The organism is Indiicoccus explosivorum (genome assembly GCF_002167005.1).
GTDB classification, from domain to species: domain Bacteria; phylum Bacillota; class Bacilli; order Bacillales_A; family Planococcaceae; genus Indiicoccus; species Indiicoccus explosivorum.
Window position 1 is genome coordinate 22,119 of record NZ_NHTN01000020.1, and the last position, 18,451, is coordinate 40,569.

21 protein-coding genes are annotated in these 18,451 nt (G+C 55.2%); 8 read left to right on the plus strand and 13 right to left on the minus strand.

Annotated features, from left to right (window positions below):
• Positions 1-191: 191 nt before the first annotated feature.
• The 4 genes from CCE92_RS06995 to ric form a co-directional block, all read right to left on the minus strand.
• On the minus strand, positions 192-839 hold the full coding sequence (locus CCE92_RS06995) for an ATP-binding cassette domain-containing protein (protein WP_088006825.1): 648 nt from the start codon (positions 837-839) through the stop codon (positions 192-194).
• Between the two features lie 5 nt (positions 840-844).
• Positions 845-1,525 carry a molybdate ABC transporter permease subunit gene (gene modB / locus CCE92_RS07000; RefSeq protein WP_175578077.1) on the minus strand — a complete coding sequence of 227 codons (681 nt, stop codon included), beginning with the start codon at positions 1,523-1,525 and terminating at the stop codon, positions 845-847.
• Positions 1,525-2,298, minus strand: a complete 774-nt coding sequence (gene modA / locus CCE92_RS07005; protein ID WP_088006803.1) for a molybdate ABC transporter substrate-binding protein — start codon at positions 2,296-2,298, stop codon at positions 1,525-1,527. The genes modB and modA overlap by 1 nt, the downstream gene beginning before the upstream one ends.
• Positions 2,299-2,388: 90 nt before the next feature.
• Positions 2,389-3,087 carry an iron-sulfur cluster repair di-iron protein gene (ric, locus tag CCE92_RS07010; RefSeq protein ID WP_088006804.1) on the minus strand — a complete coding sequence of 233 codons (699 nt, stop codon included), beginning with the start codon at positions 3,085-3,087 and terminating at the stop codon, positions 2,389-2,391.
• Positions 3,088-3,254: 167 nt separating this feature from the next.
• Between ric and CCE92_RS07015 the strand changes: the two genes are divergently transcribed.
• The 3 genes from CCE92_RS07015 (at position 3,255) to CCE92_RS07025 (ending at position 5,780) form a co-directional block, all read left to right on the plus strand.
• Positions 3,255-3,686, plus strand: a complete 432-nt coding sequence (locus CCE92_RS07015; RefSeq protein ID WP_088006805.1) for a hemerythrin domain-containing protein — start codon at positions 3,255-3,257, stop codon at positions 3,684-3,686.
• Positions 3,683-5,512 (plus strand): tetratricopeptide repeat protein, encoded by a 1,830-nt coding sequence (locus tag CCE92_RS07020; protein WP_088006806.1) that lies wholly within the window; start codon positions 3,683-3,685, stop codon positions 5,510-5,512. Before CCE92_RS07015 ends, CCE92_RS07020 begins: the two co-directional genes overlap by 4 nt.
• Before the next feature lie 70 nt (positions 5,513-5,582).
• The gene (locus tag CCE92_RS07025) at positions 5,583-5,780 is read left to right on the plus strand and encodes a hypothetical protein (protein ID WP_088006807.1); all 198 of its coding nucleotides are present in this window, start codon (positions 5,583-5,585) and stop codon (positions 5,778-5,780) included.
• 85 nt (positions 5,781-5,865) lie between these two features.
• Here CCE92_RS07025 and CCE92_RS07030 read toward each other — a convergent pair whose 3' ends face one another.
• The gene (locus tag CCE92_RS07030; protein ID WP_088006808.1) at positions 5,866-6,816 is read right to left on the minus strand and encodes an ATP-grasp domain-containing protein; all 951 of its coding nucleotides are present in this window, start codon (positions 6,814-6,816) and stop codon (positions 5,866-5,868) included.
• 14 nt (positions 6,817-6,830) lie between these two features.
• Positions 6,831-7,886 carry an LLM class flavin-dependent oxidoreductase gene (locus CCE92_RS07035; protein WP_088006809.1) on the minus strand — a complete coding sequence of 352 codons (1,056 nt, stop codon included), beginning with the start codon at positions 7,884-7,886 and terminating at the stop codon, positions 6,831-6,833.
• A 502-nt stretch (positions 7,887-8,388) separates the two neighbouring features.
• Between CCE92_RS07035 and pepF the strand changes: the two genes are divergently transcribed.
• Positions 8,389-10,200: an oligoendopeptidase F gene (gene pepF / locus CCE92_RS07040; protein WP_088006810.1), complete on the plus strand. Its 1,812-nt coding sequence runs from the start codon at positions 8,389-8,391 to the stop codon at positions 10,198-10,200.
• A gap of 311 nt (positions 10,201-10,511) precedes the next feature.
• Here the strand turns inward: pepF and CCE92_RS07045 are convergent, their stop codons facing one another.
• Entirely contained in the window at positions 10,512-10,997 is a 486-nt protein-coding gene (locus tag CCE92_RS07045) for a PaaI family thioesterase (RefSeq protein ID WP_088006811.1), read from the minus strand.
• Positions 10,998-11,075: 78 nt separating this feature from the next.
• Between CCE92_RS07045 and yxiS the strand changes: the two genes are divergently transcribed.
• Positions 11,076-11,348, plus strand: a complete 273-nt coding sequence (yxiS, locus tag CCE92_RS07050; RefSeq protein ID WP_088006812.1) for a protein YxiS — start codon at positions 11,076-11,078, stop codon at positions 11,346-11,348.
• A gap of 271 nt (positions 11,349-11,619) precedes the next feature.
• On the opposite strand, the gene CCE92_RS07055 is transcribed toward yxiS, so the two are convergent.
• From CCE92_RS07055 to CCE92_RS16185, 6 genes are all read right to left on the minus strand, one after another.
• Positions 11,620-12,369, minus strand: coding sequence for an MBL fold metallo-hydrolase (locus CCE92_RS07055; RefSeq protein ID WP_088006813.1), 750 nt, complete (start codon positions 12,367-12,369; stop codon positions 11,620-11,622).
• A complete protein-coding gene (locus CCE92_RS07060; protein WP_088006814.1) occupies positions 12,369-13,346 on the minus strand; it encodes a cation diffusion facilitator family transporter in 978 nt (325 codons plus the stop codon). Before CCE92_RS07060 ends, CCE92_RS07055 begins: the two co-directional genes overlap by 1 nt.
• Positions 13,347-13,439: 93 nt before the next feature.
• Positions 13,440-14,000: a hypothetical protein gene (locus CCE92_RS07065; protein WP_144390984.1), complete on the minus strand. Its 561-nt coding sequence runs from the start codon at positions 13,998-14,000 to the stop codon at positions 13,440-13,442.
• A gap of 28 nt (positions 14,001-14,028) precedes the next feature.
• Positions 14,029-14,583: a hypothetical protein gene (locus tag CCE92_RS07070; RefSeq protein WP_088006816.1), complete on the minus strand. Its 555-nt coding sequence runs from the start codon at positions 14,581-14,583 to the stop codon at positions 14,029-14,031.
• A gap of 14 nt (positions 14,584-14,597) precedes the next feature.
• Positions 14,598-15,704 (minus strand): PQQ-dependent sugar dehydrogenase, encoded by a 1,107-nt coding sequence (locus CCE92_RS07075; protein ID WP_241535908.1) that lies wholly within the window; start codon positions 15,702-15,704, stop codon positions 14,598-14,600.
• A complete protein-coding gene (locus CCE92_RS16185) occupies positions 15,701-16,024 on the minus strand; it encodes a hypothetical protein (protein WP_241535909.1) in 324 nt (107 codons plus the stop codon). The genes CCE92_RS07075 and CCE92_RS16185 overlap by 4 nt, the downstream gene beginning before the upstream one ends.
• Positions 16,025-16,182: 158 nt before the next feature.
• Here CCE92_RS16185 and CCE92_RS07080 point away from each other — a divergent pair, with 158 nt between their 5' ends.
• The 3 genes from CCE92_RS07080 (at position 16,183) to CCE92_RS07090 (ending at position 18,390) form a co-directional block, all read left to right on the plus strand.
• Complete coding sequence (locus tag CCE92_RS07080) at positions 16,183-16,503, plus strand: YflT domain-containing protein (RefSeq protein WP_088006817.1); 321 nt, start codon at positions 16,183-16,185, stop codon at positions 16,501-16,503.
• Positions 16,504-16,612: 109 nt separating this feature from the next.
• Entirely contained in the window at positions 16,613-17,161 is a 549-nt protein-coding gene (locus CCE92_RS07085; RefSeq protein ID WP_088006818.1) for a cysteine hydrolase family protein, read from the plus strand.
• Positions 17,162-17,313: 152 nt separating this feature from the next.
• Positions 17,314-18,390, plus strand: a complete 1,077-nt coding sequence (locus CCE92_RS07090) for a YkvI family membrane protein (protein WP_088006819.1) — start codon at positions 17,314-17,316, stop codon at positions 18,388-18,390.
• Positions 18,391-18,451 lie beyond the last annotated feature (61 nt).

The following is an 18,451-nucleotide window of genomic DNA, read 5'->3' on the forward strand; positions in this document are numbered from 1 at the left end:
AGTGAGCCATGATAGACCGATAGCGGATTGGAGCGGCCGACCCGGAAACCTGTTTCCGGCGGAGGGCGCGAAATCAGCGTACGGTCTGGCGAACGAACTGGACACCGAGAAAAGCTCAGGCGCCCTGCAAGCCCCGACGAGCGCTGGAGGGCCTGCCGGCAAAACCGGACAATAAAAAAAGCCCCCTTCGTTTAAAGGGAAGCTTCGATATTGATCAGATTGAGCCGGCCGCGGTCGACCTGCACGATACGGTGGGCGAGCTTTGCCGCTTCCTGGCGGCTGTGCGTCACGAATATGACCGGCACTTGCCACAGGTTGTGGATGCGCAGCAGTTCCTGCTGGCACCGGCTGCGCGTGTCGTCATCGAGCGCGGAGAACGGTTCATCGAGCAGCAGCAAGTCCGGCTTGGCGGCGAGCGCACGCGCGAGTGCGACCCGCTGCTTTTCGCCGCCGGAAATCTGGTGCGGGTAGCTGTCCAGAAGGCCGCCGATGCCGAGGAGTTCCGTCAGCTCCGCAATGTGCGCCGCGTCAGCTTCTTTGCCTGCGCCGAAGCGGATGTTCCGCCCCGCCGTCATGTGCGGGAACAGCGCGTAGTCCTGGAACAGGTAGCCGACCCGCCGGTCCTGGATTCGAAGCGGCCGCTCGCCTGTCTTATAGAACGTTTTTTCGTTCAGGCGGATCACGCCGCTGTCGGGCTGCGTGATGCCGGCGATGCAGTTCAGCAGCGTCGTCTTTCCTGAACCCGACGGACCGACGACTGCCATGATTTCCATTCCAAGTTCAAGTTCCGCCTGCAGATCGAATTGCTTCAGCCTCTTTCGGAAATCCAGCTCCAGCATTCCCATTACTCCCTTCCGGCACTTGCTGCCTGCCTTTTGCGCCAGTGGTTCAGCCAAGTGATGGCCGCAAGTCCAAGTGCGGAGACGGTGATGACCCAGAATGCCGCCTGTTCCATTTCCCCCGCTTCGTAAGAAAAGTAGATTGCCAGCGGAATCGTTTCCGTCTCGCCCGGTATGTAGCCGGCGATCATCAGCGTCGCGCCGAATTCACCGATCCCCCTCGCAAAGGCGAGTACGATTCCCGCCAAAATACCCGGCCACGCCAAAGGGAACGTGATGGTGCGGAAAATCCGCCATTCGGAGACGCCCATCGTCCGGGCCACGTTCTCCCAGCGCGGATCGACTTTATCGAACGCCGCCGCCGCGCTCTGGTACATGAGCGGCAGCGACACGATGAATGACGCGATAACGGCGCCATACCATGTAAAGACGACTTGGATGCCGAACCAATCTTCAAGCCACGCGCCAAGCGGACCGTTTCGGCCGAACAGGACGATGAGCCCGAATCCGACCACTGTCGGCGGCAGCACGAGCGGCAGCAGGATGAGCGCTTCCGCCGCGCTCTTGCCAAAAAAGTCCCGCCGGTTCATCAGCCGGGCGAGCGCCACGCCGGCAACGAATACCGCGAGCGTCGAAATCGAAGCCACTTTCAGCGACAGGACAAGCGGCGACAGATCAGCCGGCATCAGGAACCGTCACCGGACGCTGGCAGAAATCCGTGCTCTTCCAGGATCCGCTGCCCTTCTTCCCCTGTCAGGAACGACAGGAAGTCCTGCGCTGCTTCCGCCTGATCCGTCCCTCCGATGACAGCGCCCGGATAACGGATCGGCTCCGGACCTTCCGGCAATTCAGCCAGCACAGCTGCCTGATCTGAGGCGAACGCATCCGACGAATAAACGATGCCAAGGTCCGCGTTGCCGCTCTCCGTGTATGTCAGCACTTGCCGGGCATCTTTCGCATAGACGAAACGGTCCTCCAGTCCGTCCCAGATGCCGAGCTCGCTCAGCGCTTCTTTCGTGTACTTTCCGAGCGGCACGCTGCCGGGTTCGCCGACCGCGATGGTGCCGTCGGCCGCGGCTAGAATGTCTTCAGCGGCGCCGGATGCGGACACCTCACTGCCGGCAGCCAGGACGAGGCGGTTTGAAGCGAATGGCACGATTGTCGCTTCATCCGCGAGTCCCGCTTCCGCCAGCAGCTCCATGTCCGCCGCGCTTGCCGACAGGAAAAGGTCCGCCGGCGCCCCCTGCTCGATCTGGCTCCGCAGTTTGCTGGATGAACCGTAGCTGAAGACGAGCTCCGTTCCGGGATGTTCTTCTGTATATGTCCGCTGCACCGCTTCCATCGCTTCCATCAGACTGGAAGCCGCGGAAACGCGCAGCACCTGTTCTTCATGGTTCGCCGCCGCACTGCAAGAAGCGAGCATGGCAGCAGCGCCTGTCAGTAAAAGGATTCTTTTCATCACGTCGTCTTTCCTCTCCTTCTACAGACAAACGTAGAGGAGCCGCTTCCCATTGTCAATAACTTGACCCGGAAGCGGCTCCATTTTGCATTAAATGACTTGACGCGCCCGTTCGAACAGCACGTTGTTTTCAAGATGGATATGCTCGAATGTATCGCCTTCCAGTTCCTGCAGCCGGGCGATGACCAGCCGGTGGGTGCCGCAGGCGTCTTCAGGCGGCTGGAACCCATTCGTGATTGTCCGCAATTCCTTCAGCAGATCGCCCGCCGCTTCGTGCTCACTTTCGAGTTCTTCAAGATGCGGTTTCAGCGCTTCCCGGTTTTCTTCGGTCGGATTCGCGAAGAAGTTATTAATCAGCGGAAACACGTTATTGTCTTCGTCTTCCGTATGGTCAGTGAGTTCGCTCTTCAGCGCCAGGTAAATTTCCCGGACACGGTTGACGTACGGATAGCGTTCGCCGTGCACCCGCGCCAGTTTCGTCACATACGGCGCAAGAAGGGGCAGTTCTTCCCGGATCTTCGAGTGGTACTTGTCCTGAATGTGCAGGATCAGTTCCGCCGGTTCGAACGATGACGGTTTTTTCTGTTCATGCGCGCTCTGCTTATCTGCCACTTCATTCACTTGTACGAGAACAGCTTCTGCATCGAGCCCGCGGCCCGCCGCGGCTTCGCTGAGCGGAATTTTCCCTCCGCAGCAGAAGTCGATCCGCAGATTGCGGAACAGGTCTCCGGTCTGCGGCACATCTCTCACGATATCGGCGACGGTTGTATCCAATGTAAACTGGTTCATCTTATGATTCCTCCAGATATGGGATTTGTCTTGCCACTTACAGTCTATTCCTCCTCTGTCTTCCGACCAATGAGGGACTTCCCTCTTTCTGCCCGGAAAATGACCTATGCAGGGAATTCCCTGCCATCTCCATGTTATACTTTGGGCAAAAGAAAGGATGAGGAATTATGGCAGGATCAGGACCATCTCTGAAACAACTCCACGCCCACCACGCCATCCACGAAGGCGGCCGGTCGGGTGCGATCGATAAAACGGAAGAAGTGAAAGAATTGCTCGCCGCTAAAGAATTCGAAGTGGCGAAACAGGCGGCGGAACATTTAGTCGACTATTGGGAAACACGCATCCTAAGCCATGCGACATCGGAAGAAGAAGGGTTTTACGTGGAAATGGCCGAACAGCATCCGGAACTGAAAGAGTCTGTGGTCCAGCTGACCCGCGACCACGACCTGCTGCGCATCATTGTGGAAGACGTGAAGAAAATCCTTGAACAGGACGGACTGACGGCCGAAGTGCTCCACCGGTTTGATTCGCTGCTCATCATCAACGAAATCCACAGCCGCGATGAAGAACGGATTCTGTTGGAGGAGCCTTCGAAATGACACGACTTACCGCCGGCGATATCGGCCGCAACGATCCATGCCCTTGCGGCAGCGGCAAAAAATATAAAAAATGCTGCGGGAAAGACACGGCTGCCGATCTCGTAAACCAGGAATTGGACAAATCGCTCCGGGCGGTGCTTCAGGACTTTTTCGAAAATCACCCCCGGCCGGACCACCAGAAAGAATTGCTGGCTTTCAAGGACCGCATGGAAGATCTTCTCGTCCCGCTTTACGGCGAAGAAAAAGCGGCTTCCGTCATCGGCGACCTCTTCTTTTTCCATGAGAGGAAAGATGTCTGGAATTCGTTCATTGAAAAACAACTCACGCGGACGGACCGGCGCCAGCTCCGGCAGCTGCTTGAGGGCTGGCTGAATCCGCTGTTCGTTGCCGGAGAAGTTGCCGGCATAGTGAACTACCAGGCAACTGTACGGGACATCCCTTCCAGTGAGGAATACACCGTGCTCGTCAATGAAGCGTTTCCCGCCAGCGAGGGCAGTACAGTACTCGGGTTTTTCGTGAAGGACATCCGCTATGGCGATGATTTCATCATGCCGCTGAACAGTGTGGTCGTCGCGGAAAAGCCGACGGAAGACGCGCTCGACAAACTGCATCGCCTCGCTTCGCGCGGGCGGCAGCGGCTGGACCTGATTGCGGTCTATCAGCTGTTCGGAACCGGATCCCGTTCCCCGGAACAAGCGCCCCCTGATTTTCTTGAGACGGCGGAGACACTGGAACGGGTGCTGGTCGATGCGGACGTAAAAAGCGATGAACTGATGGAGACGTTCTTTCATTATCTGGAGCACGAAGGGAATGTGCCGGAAGCGGCTGTCGCCGGCGCCATGCAGTTCGGCATCGAAAGCGGCCTTCTCCCGCTTGACTGGACGGCGGACGAGACCGCCTCGCGCTTTTCCTCAGCCCCCGAAGACGTGGAACGGTTTGCGGAATCCTTGCGGAAATTCCACGCGGCGCACGTCGCGGACACGGAAAAAGAAGCCGTCTATGCTTTCGAAGTGGGCACCGACCCGAAAGCGGATGAATTCCGCAACTGGCAGCTGCTGATGCATTTGAAGGACTTGTCCATCACGAATGAAAGCGTGCTTCAGCGCCAGATCGACTATTACCGCACCGAACCGTATGAGCCGAAGACAGCGGCCGAGCATGCGCAAAAAATGGCTTATGAAGCGTATCGGGCGGAATCCGAAGAAGCCCGGGCAGAATTGGCAGCTGAAGTTCTCCGGCTCGATGCCGGAAATGCGGATGGCATCCTGCTGGCCGCCGAACAGGAGGCGGCGCCGGATGCCCGCCTTGCAAAACTGCAGGAAGCAGTGACGGCAGCGCATGACGGGTTCGATCCAGAAATGGACGTCGCCTGGCTGTATGTCACGAACCGGCCCTACTTGCGCGCGCTGTTCAATCTCGGCGTCTTTTATTGGGAAAACGGGCAGTTCGAAGAGGCTTTCCGGGAATTTTACCGGATCCTCCAGCTGAATCCAGGCGATCATCAGGGTGCCCGCTACCCGGCCATTTCCTCACTGATTGCGCTCGGCCGGTCCGAGGATGCCGAAAGCCTGATCGGCCATTACGATGAAGCGCACACCGACAATGCGTTCTACGCCTGGTTCCGCTGGGCGATCGAACGGAAGAAAGGCTTTTTTTCCCCTGAGACCCACGAGGCATATCAGGAGGCAGCGGACAAAAATCCGTACATGGAGAAATATGTGAAAACCCGCCGGGAAAGGGACCCGTATCCGAAATCGGCCGCGATCACGCCGCGATCACCTGAAGAGGCGAAGCTGATTTGGACGTACGTGCAGCCTGCCCTCTGACCGGCGTTTCAGCCGCTCTCTTAACGGGTAGCGAAACAGTAACAATGAATGGCCGAAAGGGGCAGTTTCCATGGAAAAAGGGAATAAAGATATCGCTCCTGAAATCGAGGAGCGGGCCGAACAAGAAGACTTGATCGAACCCGAGACAAGCGGGGACGAATCGAAGACGCAGGACGACCACCCTTGCGACGATGAATACGGCCTCGAGAACCAGCAGACAAGCGATATCGAAAAACGGGCGCGCATCCATGCGCGCGGACGCCGCTGACAGGCTTTTTTCAGAACGACCGGTCGCCACAGCGAAAACAGGCAGCTGATGCATCACGCATCGGCTGCCTGTTTCTTTATCCTTATTACGCCGGAACAGCCGCTTTTTTCAGCTGTTCACCGAGCAGAGTCGCCAGCTCGAGCATGCCGTACTTCCCTGCTTTCGCTTCCGCTTCGGCGTTGTAATTCGTGTTCGTATTGACGTCGTACGTATAGATTTTACCAGCCGCATTGCGAATGAATTCGATTCCCGCTACTTGGATATCATTCTGACGGAGGAATTCCTCGTACTTCTCGATGATCGGGTCATCGAACCCTTCAACGACCTGGAATTTCGGTTTTTCCTCCGGCTGCTCGCCTGCCGGGCAGAAAAGGTCTTCGATCCGGCACGCATCCGCCGGGCACAATTCGAAGCCTTCCGATGTATCGACGCGCACTGCATAGACGAACTTGCCGCCGATGAATTCGCAGCGCGTGATATACGGTTCAGGCGCCTGGATATACTCCTGGATGAGCGTGATGCCGTCGACCGAGTCGCCGAACGCCGGGCTGTCCACAAATTCCTCAAGCGCTTCGATCGAATGGAACAGTTGGACGCCGAGCCCTTTCCCTGCGCGGTTGTGCTTTGTGATGAACGACGGGGCACCGAGGCGCTTCGCCGCTTCGACCACTTGCTCCTTGCCGCTCGCCGCGACGGTTTTCGGCGTACGGATGCCGGCTGCGTTCAATGCCATGTACTGATTCACTTTGCTTACTTCGAGACGAAGTGCGCGGCTGCCGTTGAATACGGGCCGGCCGTGGTTTTCAAGCCACGCAAGCAGTGCTTCCGTCATTTCGGGCGCATAGCGGTGGCCGCGTGTGTGCGATGACGCGCTCATCCGGCTGTAAAATACCCCTTCCGGCGGCGCTTCCGTCAAATCGACGAGACTTTCATTGACGAACCAGTCCTCATACGGCAGCCCGAGTTCTTCAAGCCGCTTGAACAGGTGCACTGTCCACTCTTCGTTTTCATGAATGACATAAATTTTTCCAGTCAATGCGTTTCTCTCCTTTACGCGTCCGCCTGAAGCGCTTCGCGTTTTTGTTCGACCAGTGGCATGACCTGTTCTGAAAAACGTTTCATTTCTTCGAGCTGCGGCGAGAACTGCAGCAGCAGCATATCGAGTCCTGCTTTTTCATAAGCGAGGATGCGGTCGGCGATTTGTTCCGGCGTGCCGACCAGGTTCGGCCGGAGCCCACGGTTCGATACCGAGTAGTCATTCAGCTTCACTTGCTGCTCGAGCTGTGATTTGCTGATGAAGTCCTGGTAGCCGGCATAGCCCGCCGATTCTTTCACATCCGTGATGCGTTTCCATTCTTCAAGCGCCTCATCTTCCGTATCCCGGCAGATGACGAACGCTGCCATACCAAATGACTGAAGGGGCTCTTTCCCGGCGTCCGCACGCAGTTTCTTCATGCCGTTCACTTTTTCTTCGATCTCTTCGAGTGTACCGCCATGCATGACGTATGCGTCACAGTTTTCGACGATCGATTTTTTGCCGCGCGGGCTTTCGCCGCCGGCATACAGCACCGGATTCGGCTTCTGAACCGGTTTCGGCGCAAGGCGTGTATTTTGGACTTCGTAAAAATCGCCTTTATAGGAGAACTCTTCTTCTGTCCATAGACCTTTGACAATTGTCAAAAATTCGTCCGTCCGGTCGTAGCGTTCATCATGCTCGGTGAAAGCGCCGCCGTACTGCTTGGCCTCTTCTGCCCACCAGGCAGAAACGACGTTCAGCGTGAACCGTCCGCCGGAGATCCGGTCGATGTTCGCCGCCATCTTTGCCGTTACGGCAGGGTTGTGGAATGCCGGCCGTACAGCCGTCATGATTTCCAGTTTATCGGTCACAGCAGCGAGCGCCGCGGCTGTCGACCAAGCCTCAAGCGAATCCGCTTCTGTTCCTTTTATATCGTTCAAGTTCAATTCCGCAATCAGTGTGAGGTCGTAGCCCCACTGTTCTGCTGACTGGGCCACTTCTTTTGCGTAGTCGAATGTGGCCGGCATGTTTTCATCTTCCACGTTGCGCAGCCAGCCGCCGAAAATCGGCATCCAAAAACCGTATCTCATCTATGCTGTCACCCTTCCCTCTGCTTGCTCTTCTGTAATTGCACTTAATCATACTAAGAAACTAGGGATTAAATCAACCCGTTTATTTTTTGAACTTTCAGTCGATGCCGACCGACCGTCTTCTCCTAAACGACAGAAAAGCATGGCCCAGGTATCGGACCATGCTTTCTGTCCCCCATCTTACGGGGCGCACGCGGAAAATTTGCGTTTTCTTGCTACAAAAAGATGTTTCATGTTTCAGTTGCACTTTCACAAAAAACTTACCTTCGTGACGCATAAAACTTGGTACTTCACTTTCGTGGTACGTCTGTTTCCGTCAATCAAGCAAATTTTCCGCCAAGGCTGTGCAGTTCATCTTGCGATATTCCGCCTTGTGCTGATTCATTTCCCGATTTTTTCAGCCTTAAACCTCTTTATATAAAAAATAATTATAAATTTCAAAACGTTCCGGGATCCGATATACTGGAATAGGTTTGATTACATGAAGTTAAGGAGTGTTTACATGGTTCAGCAACTGCCGGGTCGTTCCGAAGTGGCGACGGAAGAAACATGGAATTTACACGATTTATTCGAAACAGAGGAGCAGTTCGACGCAGCTCTGAAACAAGTGAAGGAAGAGGCGGCGGCATTCGCTTCGAAATTCAGAGGAAACATTACGGATGCCGATTCCGCGGTCGAGGCGATTGCCGGCTACGTGAAAATCCGCGAACAGCTCGTGCCGGTCGGCACCTACGCCAGCCTTGCCGCTGCAACGGACCAGACAGACACAGAAGCGCAAATGCGGACTGCGCGCGTCGGCGCTTCAGGCGCGCAGATCGGCAGCCAGCTGTCGTTCCTGCAGAGCGAGCTGCTCGAACTGCCTGAAAAGACGCTGGAGGAAGCCGCTTCGCGTTCAGCGGAATACGCGCACTATGTGGGTGAACTTATCCGCTGGAAACCTTTCCAGCTGCATGCGGAAGCCGAAAAAACATTGGCTGCTTTTTCGTCGGTATTCAATGCGCCGTATGAGTTGTACAACACGACGAAACTCGTCGATCTGTCGTTCGAGGATTTCACGGTGGACGGCAAGGATTACCCGCTCAGCTACATCTCGTTCGAAGGCGACTGGGAAGGCGAAGCGGATACAAGCATCCGCCGGGCGGCTTTTGACGCTTTCTCTTCGAAGCTCCGCGATTACCGGTACACGACAGCAAAAACGTACGACGCTCACTTGCAGGCGGAAAAAATCACTTCGGATCTCCGCGGCTTCGATACCATTTTTGATTACCTCCTGTTCGATCAGGAAGTGGATCGGGAGCTGTATGACCGTCAGATCGATCTGATTATGTCGGAACTGGCACCGCATATGCGGAAGTATGCGAAGCTGCTGCAGAACGCATACGGCTTGGACAAAATGACGTTCGCCGACCTGAAAGTGTCGCTCGATCCGACGTATGAACCGTCGATCACCGTGGAAGAATCAAAGAAATATATGCATGACGCGCTGTCGGTCATAGGCGGCGAATATCAGCAGATGGTGGACCGTTCATACAGCGAGCGCTGGATCGACTTCCCGCAAAATAAGGGGAAATCGACGGGCGCATTCTGTTCGAGTCCGTACGGCTACCACCCGTATATCCTCATCTCGTGGACCGGCCGGATGAATGAAGTATTCGTTCTCGCTCATGAGCTGGGACACGCGGGCCATTTCTTTTTCGCGAACCGGGAGCAGAACATCCTCAATGCCCGCCCGTCGCTGTACTTTATCGAAGCGCCATCTACGATGAATGAGATGCTGATGGCGAATCATCTGCTGGAGAATTCGGATGATCCGAAGTTCAAGCGCTGGGTCATTTCATCAATCGTGGCTCGCACGTATTACCATAATTTTGTGACGCATCTCCTCGAAGCCGCTTATCAGCGGAAAGTGTATCAGCATGTCGATGAAGGGCACAGCGTGAATGCCGACCTGCTCAGTAAGATGAAGCGGGAAGTGCTCGAGCAGTTCTGGGGGGAAGAAGTGGAGATCAACGAAGGTGCGGAACTCACCTGGATGCGCCAGCCCCATTATTATATGGGCCTCTATCCGTATACGTACTCGGCAGGACTGACGATCTCGACGCAAGTCTCCAAACGCATCCTGAACGAAGGGCAGCCGGCTGTTGATGAATGGCTGGAAGTGCTGAAAGCGGGCGGCACGAAAACGCCGGCCGAACTGTCGAAAATGGCGGGTGTCGATATCACGACCGAACAGCCGCTGCGCGATACGATCGCTTACATCGGCGAATTGATCGACGAATTGGAATCACTCACTGCAGAAATCGAAGGGAACTAAAACGCAGCACGGCCGGTGGATTCCATGAATCCGCCGGCCGTTTTTTATTTAAGATTTCTGCCTCCCTGTGTTTATTCTCGAAAAGGAGGCGGTTATTCTCGAAAAATGCTCGTTTATTCTCGAAAAACACTCGTTTATTCTCGAAAACCCCAACGTTATTCTCGAAAAGCAAAAATTCATCAGAGAACGCGGTTTATCAGCACTCCCCTGCCCACCCACTTGTGTATGAATTTCATTTTACTGTTGATTATTTTGCAAGTGTCCCATAAACCCTCACGAATACCCCGTCACGCTCTTCTGCCGCTTCTGATTTATTCCCGCCCCGCCAGGAACGTCTCCGGCATGACGACCGCCACCACTTCGCCATTCGCGACTTTCTCATCTCCCGCGAACACGTCCACAGCAACGCGCCACTTTTTCGGATGGATTTCCTGAACACGGCCCACAGCTTTCAGCGGCACTCCCTGCGGCGTCGGTTTCAAGTAATCGACGTGCAGCGACCCGGTCACAAAGCGCGGCGGCTCTTCCCCGCTTCCAGGCTCGAAGCCGTTTTTCCGGTGCAGCGCGAGCGAAGCCGAACCGGTTCCGTGGCAATCGACGAGCGATGCGATCAGTCCGCCGTAGACGAATCCCGGGATCGCCGTATGTTCACTCTTCGGCTCATAAATCGTCACCGTCTCATCACCGTCCCACCCCGTCCGGAGCTTCAGACCGTTTTCATTCAGCCGGCCGCAGCCATAACAATGCGCGAAAGCTTCCCCATACTCGTCCTGAATCGCATGTTCCACTTGTTCCATTTCTTCAGCCCCTCCATCCCTTTATCACCTGCCATTCCATGATACCATGGGGAAAAGGCTTTGAAAGGAGCAAACACGATGGATGAGCAGATTATCCGGAAGTACCGGGAAGAAGAGGAAGTGATGATCCGTCTCTTTGTCCAGTGGTGCCGGAGCCGCGACATCGACCCGGCTGCGCTGTACACGGAAGCCTATCCCCAGCAGCCGGCCAATCCCATCCTTCAGGCGGCGATGGAACACGAGGATGAGGAGATCGACGTCAGTACCGATACGATGCTTGAAGTGCTCCAGCTTTTCGGCAATGATGATCTCGCTTTCGCGGTAGCCGAGGCAGATCACCGAGGTCAATAAAGGAAGGCGGATCGGAAGCAGGCTAAACCCAGCCAAAAAAGCGCGGGTGCCGAAGCCCGCGCTTTGTTCATTTATCGGCGTTTATTCAGAAGTGAACGGGTCACCCCGGACGCCGATTCATTCTTTTCGGACCGGACAACTACAGGATCGCCACAACAGCGAGTCCGGCTGCCACCGCGATGATCATGAGTACCAGCCCTACGGCTATTTCCCATTTCTCCAGCATTTCTTACCCTCTCCTTTATTAAAATATCCAGACGTGTTACTGATCCTACAGTTTATAGGCCTTTCCTGCTTCGGCCAGCTCGACCGGCCCATCAAACGCTTTTTCGGCATCCGTCCGGATGCGTTCCAGCTCTCCGTATTGGGGCAAGTGTGTCAGCAGAAGGGTTTTCGCCGAGGCCTTGGCGGCAAGTTCCCCCGCCTGTCTGCCGCTCATGTGGCCTTCCACACGGCCGACGTGCTCTTCGAATAAATTCGATTCCGCCACGAGGAGATCAGCATCCGCCGCGAATTCCGCCAGTTCTTTCCGCCAGCCGGTATCCGCTGTGAACACTACGCTTTTTTCTCCGTCACTGAATCTCATCGCCAGGCAATAAACCGGATGCGCCGTCTTACAGAATGTCACTTCCCATGGGCCGATCCGGACCGCCTGATCTTCTTTGATTTCATAGCCCTTTGTTACCTCTTTATACGATAGCTTTTCAAACTGCTCCGGGTCTTCTGTGTGGCCGTAAACCGGGAGCAGCCGGTCATTTCCGCCGAGCTGTTTATCGATCATGCGGGCAAACTGCAGCGGGCCGATATCCGCGATATGATCGGCGTGATAATGACTGATGACGACGGCATCCAGCTCGCTGAGCCCCAAGTGCTTCTGAACAGACGACAGCACGCCGCTGCCGCAATCGATGAGGCAGCGGAAGCCGGCCTGTTCGAGCAGGAATGAGGACGTCGCCCCGCCCGCGGCTGGGTAGCCGCCCCAAATTCCGACGGGTGTCAATGTTAAGTCCTGAGAGGCCATTACTTTTCTCCCTTCTCCGGACCCGGCCAAGTCGCAACGCGGTCATCTTCATCGAACTCGATGATGACATCCGTCACGCCCTTCACTTCACGGATGCGGCCTTCCAGGTAATCCCGGAGATCATCGGCTTCGGCGATGGTCATTTCCGGATCCACTTCGATCTTCAGCTCCACGTGCCGGTGATCCCCTTCAGTCACAATATCGAGATCTGCAATGTCCTGTACGTCCGGATGAGTCAGGACCCGGTCACCGACACGCTTCTGCATTTCCAAATCCGCAGCGCCGAGCGCGCCCGCTGCGTTGTCGAGGAAAATCCGGCCGACCACGATCAGCAGCATGATACCGATCACGATGGATGCATAGCCTGTGGCGCTGTCAAAAGAAGTATAAGCCGCGATGACGACCGCGATGAGTGCCAATAAAGCACCGGAAACAGCAACAGAGTCCTCGAGGAATACGAGTTTCGTCGCCGGCTTTGCGTGTTTCAGGTTTTTGAAACTTGCCGGGATGATGCCGAGGCCGCTCGCTTTGACATCCGGCACTTCATGCATGACTTCCTTCATCGCTTTCCACAGCACGACAGCTTCGAGCACGACCGCAAGGCCAAGAACCCCGACATTCAGCCAAAACCACTCGTCTGAAGCGGCCGGATGCAGGATGTGATGGTACCCTTCCACAATCGTTTCATATGCCAGCACGCCCACCACGATGACGGCGCCAAGCAGCACGAGGTTCACCAGCCGTCCGAACCCACCGGGGAATCGTTCTGTCGGCTCTTTTTTACTGAGCGCTGAACCGATGAAGACAAAAAATTGGTTTGCGGCATCGCCGTAGCTGTGAAGCATTTCAGCGAACATCGCGACATTTCCGCTGATCAGGTAGGCAATGGTCTTAATGATGCCGAGTGTCGTATTTACAACTGCCGCCCAAAGAGCAGACGTCGCCCCGCCTTTCAGCAGACCGAAGTATTCTTTCATCTCGTCCTCTCCCTTCCTCTCTATGTATCGGCTTATTTCCCTACTTTCCCTCATCAGCGGGAAGAAAAACGGGGAACTGAAATTCTGCGGCTCTTAAGAGAAAGAGGAAGGCAGCCGGACATGGAACAGCAGGATGATTTCCGCCCAAAGCCACGCATAGAGGAACGAAAACACGCCGAGGCCGAGGAACAGCGGCACACTCGCTGCGGTATCCGTCCCGAAAAGCGGAAAACGGATGACTGTGAGCAGAAGCATGATTCCGGAAAACAGCGCGGTCCCTCCCGCCAGCACGGTGCTGATCCGGCGCAGGGAACGTGACAGGGCATATCCGAGCGCCAGTCCGAGCAGTCCGGTCGTAAACGGAAAAATGAATAATTCCGCCGGCTGCAGTAAAACCAGCAGCCCGGCAGCAATGACATACGTGAAAACACCGCTCTTGAGGGAAGAGAGCGCAGCCAGACCGACCGGCAAAGTAGCGAAAGGGCTGACCAAGTAACCGATCCCAGGCAACAACCCCCCGGCCGACTGCAGCAGGGCAGCCAGGCAGGCCAAAAGGGCGGACATGGTCAGTTCCCTCACCTTCCCCCGCCGCTGCCCGCGATTCCTTTCCTCTTGAAGGACCGGTGCCTGCCAATAACTTATAATCCGACTCATCGCAGCCGCCCCTTTCCCTTTGGCCTTGTCAGCCGAAATCCCTGCCGTACAGGACTGCGACAGCTCCGAGTTCCAACGAATACTCCTGCAGCAGCAAGTGGTTCATCTGCTTATCACTCATGATCGGAAAAACGGTTTCCGCCACTTCTGTCAGTCCGAGGGCAAGTCCGAGCTGCTCGGCCATGCCGAAAGCGCTCATCGCGTTCATATTCAGAAGAAGCAATTGGTGCAGGTCCTGCCAATAACCCCCCGCTTCGCCGAACAGGCTTTTCATCGATGCAAGCGAGCTGCTCAGCGTGCCGGCCGCCTTGCCGGTCAGTCCGGAAGCTTCCGGCGCTTTCCGGCCGATCAGTTCATAGAGGCGCAATATTTGCTGTTCGTGTTGCTGCGCGCGTTCCGCCATTTTTAGTATGGCCGTCTTAATGTGCTCTTCCCCGATTTTATCAGCCGTCTTTTCCGCCGCTTCCCTGAAAGCCGACTGGACGAGCAGCAGCCGGCCAAACCACTGCTCCGTACTGTCCAGCTGTTTTTCCCAGCTCTGTTCATCGATTCCGATCAAAATCGGTGTCGTCTCATCCGCCATTCCGGCACCTCCATTCATCGTTTAACCACTCTCCATAAGACTCCGGTATGCGCGTAGGCGAGCATATGCCCTTCGGCTACCTTTACAGCGCCGAAGTCGAGAATATAGAGACTCTTGCCGTCCGGACTGAACTTGCAGTCAACTGGCCTTGCCAGTCCGGCCGCCGGCGGCCCTGTCTTTAGTACGCGGTTGTAAACGAACGGCTCACCTTCCCCCGTCTCCGTATCGATTTTCATGACGCGGAAGCCGTGGCTCAGGTCTTCTTCCCGCGGTGAATTGAACGGAGCCATCGTCCCCCATTCACAGGCGAACAGCTTACCCTTGTGGCCGAACTGTCCACTCGTACAAAAATCCATTTTCGTCATACAGGAGTGAGGTTTTTCCAAGTAAGCCGGTGGTCCGGCCCATGCCGGCGGATTCTCGAGGAGCGGTTCGGCAGGCTTTCCTTTTTTCGGAAGGTGATTCTCATGCCAGACCGGGAGCCCGGTTGCCGCGATATCCGGAAACCCGTACCAGTCCGGCACTTCCACGGTTCCGTGCGGCTTCTTCGCATTCCGGATGTGCCAGATCCGGTCCGGATCTTTCGCGACTGCCCGCTCCCCTTTTTCTTCCATATCGTTATCAGAAATATAAAGTTCCCCGTCTTCATTGAAAGCCATCCCATATGGATTCCGGATTCCCCAGGCAATCAATTCCGGGTCACTTCCATCCGGTCTGGAACGCCACACTCCGGTGGTGCACCACAGTTCTCCTTTGATGCGTTCCCCCTTTTCAGCCGGCGTACCGAACGGTTTGTAAGGACCGGTTTTTGTCAAGTACGGATACGGCATAAGCGGATTCCGGCTGAATACATTGTTTCCCGTCAATGTCACATCCTGGCCGGGGATGTCATGGGCATAAGGGTTCTTGGCCAGGTCGACTGTGTAGCCCTGTGGCAGATTGACGCCGTTCTGTGAAACAGAACCGTGCGCGAAATACATCAGCCCGTCCTTCGGATTGAATACCGGACCGCCCGGCTCATGCCAGCCCCCTGATGGAATCTGGTCGTGGATCACTTCCCTGCTCCCTGTTTCCAGGTCATATCTGACGACCCGGGCCCGGTAACCGCCTTTCAATGTCACGTACAAATGCCCTTCGTGCACCGCCAGACCGGTGGACCTCCCAAATTCTCCTCCGCGAAGACACTGAGCTCTCCGGACGCCGTCAGTTTCAGTATGCGCGGAATCATCGCTGGCCGTGTCGGCCATGTGCTCCCGCCTTCATTGATGTAAAGAGTGCCGCTTTCGTCAAAAGCCATTCCGGTCGGAAACGACAGACCGGCTGCGACTGCTTCCGCCCTGTATCCTTCCGGCACTTCCAACTGTGCAGCATCCACGGCCGGCCGCGCTGTCGTCGGCAAGGACAAGAGCGCTTCCGTTGTCGTTTGTACTCCGATTTGCATGGACTTCGCCTCCCTTGTTCGGATGGCTTGACTATACCACAATTTTCTAATAATTCTAAACAATATCCCATCCCTTCTCCCCCGTTTAAAGATGGCTGATCCGGGTAAATTAGGAATACGGACAAAATAAAGACTGACAATAACTGGAGGGATTTCAAGTGGCTACAGTATTAACAGTTGAAAATGCAGTCCATGCAAAACGCGAAATCGAAGGTCTTGAAGCGCAAGGATTCAGCCGTGACAACATTTACGTGTTCGCGCACGGAAAAGAACGGGAAAAAGATATTGCGGATGCACTCGATGCCGAAGTGGTCGGCGCTGGTGAAAAAGGGCTCTTCAAAAGCATGAAGCATGTCGCCAGCAAACGCGGGGATGAACTCCGCGACGAAATGCAGTCGATCGGCCTTTCCAAAACGGAAGCCGACGAGTATGAAGAAGTTCTCGATACCGGGAAACTGGTCATCGTCGCAAAAAAATAAAAGCCGTTCTTTAATTTAAGGCAGACCCTCAGCGGTCTGTCTTTTTGTTTGGAAAATCGGTTTCATCCGGTAAAATGGGAAATAAGGTGTAAAGACAGGAGGAATCGAAATGAAGAAAGCCCTTATCAATATTGATTACACATATGATTTCGTAGCTGACGACGGCAAGCTGACGTGCGGCAAGCCCGGGCAGGCAATCGAAGAGGAAATTGTCCGGCTGACAGCAGAATTCCGGCAAAACGGTGATTACGTCGTGTTTGCGGTGGACGGCCACGACGAGGAAGATCATTTCCATCCCGAACATTCCCTTTTTCCGCCCCACAACATAAACGGCACTGCCGGCAGGGAACTTTATGGCTCTTTGAAAGATTGGTTTAAACAGCACGAAGAGAATCCGGATGTCTATTGGATGGATAAGACGCGCTACAGCGCGTTCGCTGGAACAGACCTTGAAATGCGGCTCCGCGAGCGCGGAATCGAAGAACTTTGGCTAGTCGGCGTCTGTACGGATATCTGCATTTTGCATACCGCAGTCGATGCGTACAATAAGGGCTTCAAAATCGTGATTCCTGAAGATGCTGTGGCGAGCTTTAATCCTGATGGCCACACGGTCGCCTTGAACCATTTCAGAACATCTTTGGGGGCAGAAGTGCGATGACTTCTGAAAGGCGGACCGTAGTGGTCTGCCTTTTTCTTTTTGCACACGGGGGCTGCAGCTGGCTGGTCCCCTTGAAGGCGCCTTCCTTTTTTGCTATATTGAAATAAGTTTGATTTTTTGATTAGCATCCAAGGATCGACAAGGGGGACAACATGAAAAAAAGTCTGCAAATAGGAAGCGCTTTTATCGGCATCATCGTAGGAGCCGGTTTCGCTTCCGGCCAGGAAGTTCTGCAATACTTTACAAGTTTCGGGATGATGGGGATTGCCGGGGCGCTGCTTTCGACCGCCCTGTTCGCTTACCTCGGGATGAACCTGACACGGCTTGGCAGCCGGATGCGCACGGATTCCCACAAGGAAGTCATATACGGCATCAGCGGCAAGACCATCGGGCGGATCGTCGACGGAATTATCATCTTCACGCTGTTCGGCGTCGGAGTGGTCATGATCGCCGGAGCGGGTTCTCTTTTTTCGCAGCAGTTTGGACTCCCGGCTGTGCTGGGCAGTACACTGATGGCGCTTCTCGTAGCCGGGACAATCATGCTGAATGTCCAAAAAGTCATTGCGATCATCGGCGGCGTGACGCCTTTTTTGATATTAGCTGTCGTGCTGATTTCGGTATACAGCCTGCTGACGATGGATTCGTCTTTTCAGGCATTGAATCCAATCGCTTCTGAGCAGCCTTCGACGCTTCCGAACTGGTTCATTTCCGCCATCAATTACGTTTCGTTCAATATCGCAGTCGGCGCTTCCATGGCGATCGTCATGGGAGGAGCAGAACCGGATGAGAAAATCGCTGCGCGCGGCGGCCTCATCGGCGGACTCGGGCTTGGCCTGCTGATCCTGCTCAGCCACTTGGCGATCTTTTCAAAAATCACCACAGTGGCCGCAGTCGATATGCCGATGCTCGGGATTGTGAACGAAGTATCACCGGCGCTCGGGGTCGCGATGTCGTTTGTGCTGTTCGGCATGATCTTCAACACAGCCGCCAGCATGTTCTATTCGTTTTCAGCCCGGTTCACGGCGATGGATTCTCCTAAATCCAAGCTTTTCATCTCGGTTGCCGTCCTTGTCGGCTACATCGCCAGCTTCGTCGGTTTCACGGATCTCGTCAGCCTGTTCTATCCGCTGATCGGCTATCTCGGCCTGTTCCTTGTCGGCGCAATCGTTTATGCGTCTTTCCGGAAAAGCCCGCGGACACAGACAGCGGAATCGCAAACCCCGGCTTGAACCGGCGGCCATGGACAAGAAAATACCAGCCGGATGCCCGGCCGGCACTGAACACACAAAA